The organism is Bacillus cereus group sp. Bc010 (assembly GCF_027716745.1).
Taxonomy (GTDB): domain Bacteria; phylum Bacillota; class Bacilli; order Bacillales; family Bacillaceae_G; genus Bacillus_A; species Bacillus_A pacificus.
Genome location: NZ_JAQFUY010000065.1, coordinates 1 through 8,355 on the forward strand (window position 1 = coordinate 1; position 8,355 = coordinate 8,355).

Genomic DNA, 8,355 nt, shown 5'->3' on the forward strand with positions numbered 1-8,355 from the left:
GAACACGGAAGTTAAGCTCTCTAGCGCCGATGGTAGTTGGGACCTTGTCCCTGTGAGAGTAGGACGTCGCCAAGCAAGCTTAAGACGAGTCAGAATGACTCGTCTTTTTTGTATGCTTTCATACCTCTACTAATTGCTTGTTTAACTCCTTCTAAATAGGCAAAGCCATGCCTTTTATCTGGTTCTAAGTAAGTACCTTCTGCCCATTCATTCCACGCATTAATAAATAAAAACTCGCTGTTGTAAAGAGAATAGGTGCGCTGGATTTGCTTACTTAAATATATCGTGAACTTCTCAGGAGTAGAGCCTACGAAAATGCTGCTATTTAAATCTTTGCGGCGTGCTGTGTTATCCCAGTCAACAAAGGCACCGGGAAATGTTTTTTTCTCTGAAGGAGATCGTTTTAATATATACATCCACACTTTATCATAATCCCAAGCGTTTATTTGTTTACCAGATTCATATATTATCTTATTTATGTCGGAAGAACTATCATGAGCAATTGTATAAAAAGGCTCGAATTGAATGCTAGCATCAAATCCATTTATATTAGGAAGTGGAAAGCTGTTTAATGTTTCTGTGAAGTATATACCTTTCAAACCATTTTCTTGTGCGAGTGTATTCCAGTAGTTAAGCATTTGCTCACAATTAGGTATATGCCCAGGACGATAAATAATGAATAGTGGTTTATCATTTATACGGATATACCTCTCATCTTGGAAAGCTTGTAATAAATAATCAAAGTGTTCTTTCCAATCTGATAATTCTCCGTAATTTTGAGGCATTAATATGTGACTATCAAGACCATCCCAAGTTTTTGTCCATGGTTCATTTGCCCAAGATAGGCAAAATGGAAAATCTGGTTCGCCCATCTGAAGTACCTCATTAAATGGTCTCTCCAATAGCCTCTTCCCTTTAAACCAGTAATGGTAATAACAAAAACCATATATGCCGTGTGCTTTAGCAATTTCTGCTTGCCACTTTCTTACGGATGGGGTGGTTAAGTCGTAATAAAAATCTTGATAAGGTTCTCTAGGTTGATAATGTCCCGAAAATAAAGGTCGTGCACTTTTAGTATTTGTCCATTCAGTAAAACCTTTTCCCCACCATCGGTCATTTTCTTTTATTTGATGAAACTGTGGTAAGTAAAAAGCAATTATTTTCAAGATATATCCCCCTTATGTGCTTCGTAGTTCAAGTGGTGGGAAGTTATTTTTGATTTTTCGAATCTAGTTAAAGCATGAGAACCGTTATTTACTTACTCTGTTTATGCCTCATAATGAATTTTTTTGTATAGTTTGCTTGATATGGAAATCTTTAATGTTTTAATATATACGGCTGAGAAATAAAATAATCTTCATTATACAATGAGCGAAAGAGTTAATCTTTTTGGAGAACAAATAGAGCTTGGGTAATCGGTTTGCATCATCAAAAAAGTCCCGCAGCTTTAAATACTTCTCATAGTGATTTTTAATATAAGTTCTAGGTATAACAGTTTCTCCGTAGAAGCTACTATTTCTAACGTCTCCAGCTCCCGTAGGGCTGTGGACAAAATTGCCGCTTTCATAATCCGAGATGGCACGATTTATATCTGGAAAAGCTTGAGATAAAGTTTTATGCCATCCTGTCTGAATTAATTCAGGGTGTTCCTTAAATTGTTGACAAAAATCGAGAAAATAGCGCGCTTGTGTTGTGGGGGAGCTATTTTATATCTGCCTCTTCCTAAAGTTTCGTTACAAAGGTTAATCATTACAGGGTCTACATCAATACCAAGCAAATTTTTATGGCGAACATCTTTAAAAAAGAAGCGTATGATTCTTCCCCAGCCACAACCAAAGTCTAAAATTTTCCGTTCTTTATTCAAGGGAACGCCTAAATTATGGGCGTATGTTTTTACAAGTCTATAAAACAAATATGCTTCATAAAGAGCATGTTCATAGGAAGCACCTACAAACTGTTGTTGAATTTCTTCAGGGGGGAACATAGGTACTGGGACACCATTTATCTTTGTTTGTGAGCAACTTTGTACAAATAGATGAAGAAGATCAACATCAGAAAGCGGGCTAACAAGGTTATCAAAATCACTTCCTAACTTAAAGTCATCCATTTGTTAACCTCCAAATTATATAGTGCCTAAAAATTATTTTCTTGTTTTCTACTAATAAAAACGTGTAAAAATTCAGCATCTAAGCCCAGTGATTTATCCTTTTGTAAATAAACTAGGGTATACATATTTGCATGTGTATAAATATATTCAATCATATCTTGGCCCCAATCAAATGTTACTAAAGACCCATTCTCATCAATAGGATTTCCGTGATAAATTGGCTCTTCAATATACTCAATTCCATCCTCATTGATTCTTGCCCTTTGCAAAGTTTTTGGAAGAGTGTGGTACCAAGGGACAGTAAACACATGAGCACCGCCAGGCTTTAATACACGCTCTATTTCTTTAAAGGCTTTGTTTGGTTCCATTACATGTTCAAAGACATCTTGAGTAATGAACAAATCAAAAGATTCATCTTGGAAAGTCATGTTTTCTAAGTTCTCGCATCTAATCCCTTGAAAGTATTGGCCGAGAGGATAGTTTTTAAAGTATTGAGAGTATGTATAGTTTTTGCAGTTTTTTATTAGTAGTTGAGTTGTAATCCCTCCAGGAGAGGATTCGTGAATATGATAGGAATCCCATTTTGGAAAAAATGTATTTAAAACATGAATTAAAGCTCTCTGCCTTGGTATAGAGTGGCATGTAGAACATAAGTAGTGATCTCTAAGCCAATCGTTATGCTCTATAAATGTAGCTTCCTTCTCACAAATAACGCAGTATCCGTTATTATGTTTCAAATTACCTTCCACATGACATCACTCCTGTGTAAAAATGCATATGGCACATGCGTCAGTAATCAGTGAATTCAAAGAGGGTAGGTGAAATTTAGGGAATCTATAACAGTAAAATTGATAGAAGGGAATAATTAGCGGTGGAGAACCCCACTCTAATTAAAGTTTCACTTTATGCTATGCGATACATTCACTTTTATTCATTGAAGAATGTATCGATTTAAAATATCCCTTTCGTGTACGGATACATTTCAAAGTCTTGTGCATATATTTCTGTAACTAACGCCATTGTTTCTTCATCATAAAAACTTTCATATGTCGGAAAGCGAGGGAAGGCGACATCTGTAATGCTGAGCTCTGCATAGCTTCCTGTATACATCATTTTATGAACACGATGATGATCTGAATTTGTAAGTAGCGCTAAATTAGACTTAACTAAATCGTACGTATGTTCTATTTTGGTGATTTGTGTATTAAAATCTTCTAAAGGAATATAGTGTTGGATGAAATTTTCTTCACCCGGAACGTATTGCTGACTAAAATGTATGTCCATTGTTAGGGAATTGGGACCTAATGCTCGAACGTAATATAAAAATTGTTTAAATGATATTCCTCGGTTACTATATTTGTCATTATATAAATACTGGCGGATACTTTCCCATTGAGGAATTGCATATGGATTGTCAGCAAGTAATAAAAATGAGCTGACGGCCCTTGTATAGGGATTTCGTACAAGTTTACAAACAGCTTTTTCTGCTGTTAGAAGCCCATTTTGTAACTCTGGTATGTAGTGGGTGTTGTTTTTATACACCCAGAATTCATAGTAATGAATAAAGTCATGGTATTTCTTTGCTTCATTAAACAATCCGATTTGAAAAAAGAACCAATTAGCTAAAGTAGTGCATCCGCTTCTATGGCTCCAGAATAGTATAAGTGGAAAGTCTTTATGGAAATGTGGGATTCGATCTTTATGTAGAATTACATGATTTAAAAGCTCTTGATTTACATTCTTCATACATGTAGTGCTCCTTTTTGAAAGTTTTATTTATGGAGAAGGGGAAAGCTTTTACTAATCCAATATATTCATAGGAATGAGTAAATATTATGAGTGTTTTTTCGGGCGGCTTAAATAAGGTAGTGATTCTAAAGGGGAAATAAAAAATAAAGATAATGAAAATTTATAAGGGGCATACAATTATAAGAGACTCAATAATAGAATTGACTAAGTTCATTTATTTGTATTTCTAGGTGTGATAAGCAAAAATCTTATTACTAGAGAGGATATTATGCGGAAGAATAATTATTTAATAGTAGGTGGAAATAGTTTCATTGGTATTAACCTCGCATTAGGTTTATTGAAAAAAGGCCAAAATGTAAAAGTATTTTCCAGACATATAAATAATTTTCCTCAAAATATTATAAGTGAGGTTGAATTTATTAAAGGTGATTTAGCAAATGTTGAAGATATATATAAAGCTTTAGTGAATGTGGATATAATTATTTATTTAGCTGCAACGTCTAATGTAACAACTTCAATTGAAGATGTTTTCGGAGATATAAATAGTAGCCTTTTTTTTCTTAATTTCATGGAAAGTGCTAAAAATTTCCCTATTAAAAAAATCGTATTAGCGTCTTCTGGAGGCACAGTTTATGGTGAACCGGAATATCTGCCTATTGATGAGGAACATCCATTAAAACCACTTTCTCCTTATGGAATAACAAAGGTGTCGCTTGAAAATTATTTGTACTTTTATAAGAAAAAATATGGAATGGACTATGTTGTATGTAGATATTCTAATCCGTATGGAAAATATCAAAACCCGTTAAAGAAAGTTGGAGCAATAAATTGTTTTTTGTATCAGCATCTCAGTAATGAAAAGATTAATATATATGGGAATCCACAAGAGATTATTCGAGATTATATTTATATCGATGATTTAGTGGAAGTTACTATACAACTATCGCAATTAAATCACTTGAAATTTTGTGTGTATAATATAGGTAGCGGAAAGGGTCTCTCTTTAAAACGAATTATAGTAGAATTGGAGAAATTAACGGAAAGAAAAGTGGAATTTATCTGCTATAAACAAAAGCAAGAAAACGTTCAAAAAATCATTTTAAATATAGATAGAGTAAGACGAGAATGTAATTGGGAACCGAAAGTGGATTTCAAAAGTGGAATTAGATTAAATAAGCTATGGATTGAAGAGTTCTTATATAGTAAAAAATAATAAGCCATGCCCTACTTCTGTATAAGTAGAGCGTGGTTTATTATTTTATTTCTTTTTTTATTACCCAAAGATCTTGATGTTCCCACCAAAAACCTTCAGTGTATTTTTGATAATAGGATTATAAGGTAATAATTTAATTTTGTCACATACGTAAGAGGGGCTAACAATCGTTTGCCCGTATTGATGAACATCTAAATCGAGTTGTTCGCTAGAGGGAAGAAACCAATACCCCTGTTCATTTAAAGCGGGAAAACCGAAGTGCTTTTTACTTTGATATCCATGAGTTGTGAAAATGAATAATCCGTCAGGGGAAACAGCGTTATACAATGTTTGAAGCCAACGAAACCAAGTTGTATCAGGCATATGAGAAAAAAAGGATAGACAAAAAACGATATCATACGTAGACGAGGCTAATTTTACTTGTTCTGGTTCAGGGTGAGATAATAGAGATGAAGTATGTAATGTGTTTTCAATAAAAGTAATAGCCTCTTCGTGTATATCGCAAGTAGTTATACTTAAGTTCGTTTGCTGATTTAATAAATGACGTGTTACGCAGCCATATCCGGATGCGAATTCTAATAATTGAATTGGAGTGTCTACAGGAGGATAAAAGGAAGTAATTAAATCTAAGAGTGTTTCTGCTGATTTTCTTCCATCTTTAAAATAATAATCTATTGCTTCTTTTTTAGATGGAAAGACTGGATTTGTGACAAGGAATTGAAAGATATGATCTTCTGGGTGGATATTTGCACTTACATTGTATTTTTGTGCAATTTGAGAAATCAAATGTTTATTTGCCTCTATAAATTCTTTCAAAGAGTAACACCCCTTAAATAATAGTAATGTCTTACAAGAGATACTGATGATAAAGAAAATATATAATTAAACCTTCAAATATGCTTCAAGGTACTTTCTATATGCATACATTTTCTTTTTTGAAATGTCGTCGATAGTAAAGGTGTCTTTAATGAAATTCTGCATTTGTACAACTTCACTGTAGTGGGAATATGAATCTTCTGTTCTTGTTACGCTATTTGTATGTCGTCTATGATAGTTTAGAGGTTTTGGATTAAAATAAATGTTCCCCTCTTTAAGGAGAGAAACATAGAAAAACCAATCGCCAGCTATTTTAAACTTTTCCAATTGTTTTGCTATTGTTTTTATATCTATGTTTTTAAAAACTACACTTGAGACATTAGGTATGGTGTTTTTGATAAGTAACGTATCTTGTATTTCATCTATCCCTTTTCGGACATAAGAACTCTGCCATTTTTCCTTATCAATATCATTTGTGTAATCCAAATAATGATTGGCCAAGATATTTCCTTGTTCATCTATTTGTTTTGATTGTGTGTAGCTTAAGGCAACATCACTATCTATATGAAACCCTTGTATTACTTCTTCTAAAAATGTCTGATCACATAAGTCATCGGCCTCAGCAATCCAAATATAATCACCGGTTGCTGCAGAGACACCTTTTATCCATTGTTTAAATACAGAACCAGAATTTTTATCATTAATAATCTGCTGAACTTTCAGGTGGTGTTTATTTTCATTTGAGAGCAGCTTTTCAAATATAGATACGCTATTGTCAGTAGAGGCATCGTCTAGGAAAATTAGTTCGTAAATGGGATAGGTTTGATTTAATATTGATTTAACTCGTTCCGGTAAGTATTTTTCGTAATTATAGTTCGGTACAATGACGCTTATTTTTTTATAATTATGCTCAAGCAAGTTTAATAATTGATAAACGTAATCAAGAAAGTTGAAATCTCTTTCAATAAGTTCTTGGCCAAAGGTCCCTTTTTGTAATCGTAAATCTTCATTCCCGATAAGTTCGTATATTCTTTCCAGCATCATAGGTAAGTTTAAATAGTCTACTAATGCGCCGGTTTGTTCCGTAACAACATCTTCAAAACCTCCAGCGTTTTTGAACCCTATAACAGGGACTTTTGTATCTAATGCTTCTAAAACTACGTTTGGGAAAGGATCTTCTCTTGAAGTTAATAAATATAAATCAGCACCGGCGTTATATAAACCGATATCTGGAGTTGGGTCCATTAATGTGAAATGTGCTGTATACCTTGGGGAGATTGTATTAAAAAAATGAACATCTGTTTTCCCAACCCAGATAAAATGAATATTCGTATGCACCTTTCTTACTGAGTAAGCAATAAGTGAGAATAAATCTATTCCTTTTCGATGATCAGCGAAACCTACCCCCAAAATGATTTTGCTATCGAGAGGCAGGTTGTGTTTTTTTCGTAATTCGTTTCTCGCTTTTGCAATATTGTTCTTATAAGGGTTGTGGTTAAACAAACCTTGAGGGAGGATGTGGCATTTTTGATGATCTAATTGGGTGATTGTACGGAATTTCTCATACACGTATTGTGAAGGGAAGACAATTTTGTGGGCAGATTGGGCAATGTTTCTTGCTTTTCCCTCAGCAGAGTACTGTTGTATTAAATGCGGCAATTCATGTATTAATGAAATAACTTTAATATTATGTTTAGCTAGTAATGCAACTATATCACCACTTATGACGGTACTACATATGGCGATGGTATAGTCTTTTAATAATAACTTCTTTATTAATAATTCGACTTTTTCTTCCGTTGGGTAGTTTTCCTCTAGGCAATAAACAGGACCATACTTTTGAAAATCTTGGATTAAAATGCCCGTTCCAATAGAAATAATTGCGACGGAGTAATGAAAGTTTTCTTTAAGGGCTTTAATAGTATGTAAAGAAAGCAGCTGTGCTCCGTGGAAATGGGCATCATGGGATACATAAATGATTTTCTTATTAGCATGCATTTCATAACGCCTCCTAATGTAATTAGATTTTAGTAAATGTAGGATGTATTTATAATTCCTAGAGAGAAGTGGTAGGAGATAATTGTGAATGTAACCGAAATAAAAAAGCTACTTTTAATATATATTTGTGTGGCTTGATATTCATTCTTTAGAAAGTAGAAACTGTCGATTATAAAAATGACTACACTAGTTTATTAATCTTTAGGGAAGGAGTATAAAAAACTTTATAATTTATAAAATAAAAAGGATAAAAAGTATTGACGATTAGAGTACAGGAGTGTAATATAGAACAAGTCGCCGATGACATTAACGTCGAAAGCGACAAACGAAATGAAAAACTTAGTTGACATTGAAAGATGAAAATGTTAACATAAGGAAGTCGCAAATGAGCGACTAAGTAGTTCTTTGAAAACTGAACGAAACAAACAACGTGAAACGTCAATTTTTATTTTAGATGCTAGACAAACTAACT

General features: G+C 33.5%; 5 protein-coding genes and 2 pseudogenes. 1 reads left to right on the forward strand and 6 read right to left on the reverse strand.

Translation table 11 applies throughout. The features are described from left to right. Positions 1-89: 89 nt before the first annotated feature. The 4 genes and pseudogenes from PDQ68_RS27940 to PDQ68_RS27955 all read right to left on the reverse strand — a co-directional run bounded on the left by PDQ68_RS27940 (position 90) and on the right by PDQ68_RS27955 (position 3,853). Entirely contained in the window at positions 90-1,166 is a 1,077-nt protein-coding gene (locus PDQ68_RS27940) for a glycosyltransferase WbsX family protein (protein WP_061182421.1), read from the reverse strand. A gap of 214 nt (positions 1,167-1,380) precedes the next feature. Further along, positions 1,381-2,107, reverse strand: a pseudogene (locus PDQ68_RS27945) (methyltransferase domain-containing protein). Positions 2,108-2,133: 26 nt separating this feature from the next. Beyond that, positions 2,134-2,856 carry a class I SAM-dependent methyltransferase gene (locus PDQ68_RS27950; RefSeq protein WP_000398919.1) on the reverse strand — a complete coding sequence of 241 codons (723 nt, stop codon included), beginning with the start codon at positions 2,854-2,856 and terminating at the stop codon, positions 2,134-2,136. A 202-nt stretch (positions 2,857-3,058) separates the two neighbouring features. Further along, positions 3,059-3,853 carry a sulfotransferase family 2 domain-containing protein gene (locus PDQ68_RS27955; RefSeq protein ID WP_061182422.1) on the reverse strand — a complete coding sequence of 265 codons (795 nt, stop codon included), beginning with the start codon at positions 3,851-3,853 and terminating at the stop codon, positions 3,059-3,061. Positions 3,854-4,124: 271 nt separating this feature from the next. On the opposite strand from PDQ68_RS27955, the gene PDQ68_RS27960 reads away from it, so the two are divergent. Continuing rightward, on the forward strand, positions 4,125-5,069 hold the full coding sequence (locus PDQ68_RS27960; protein WP_001230824.1) for an NAD-dependent epimerase/dehydratase family protein: 945 nt from the start codon (positions 4,125-4,127) through the stop codon (positions 5,067-5,069). 40 nt (positions 5,070-5,109) lie between these two features. Here the strand turns inward: PDQ68_RS27960 and PDQ68_RS27965 are convergent. Next, positions 5,110-5,885 (reverse strand): annotated as a pseudogene (locus PDQ68_RS27965) (class I SAM-dependent methyltransferase). A 66-nt stretch (positions 5,886-5,951) separates the two neighbouring features. Then, positions 5,952-7,883, reverse strand: coding sequence for a glycosyltransferase (locus PDQ68_RS27970; RefSeq protein ID WP_016716314.1), 1,932 nt, complete (start codon positions 7,881-7,883; stop codon positions 5,952-5,954). Between the last annotated feature and the right edge of the window lie 472 nt (positions 7,884-8,355).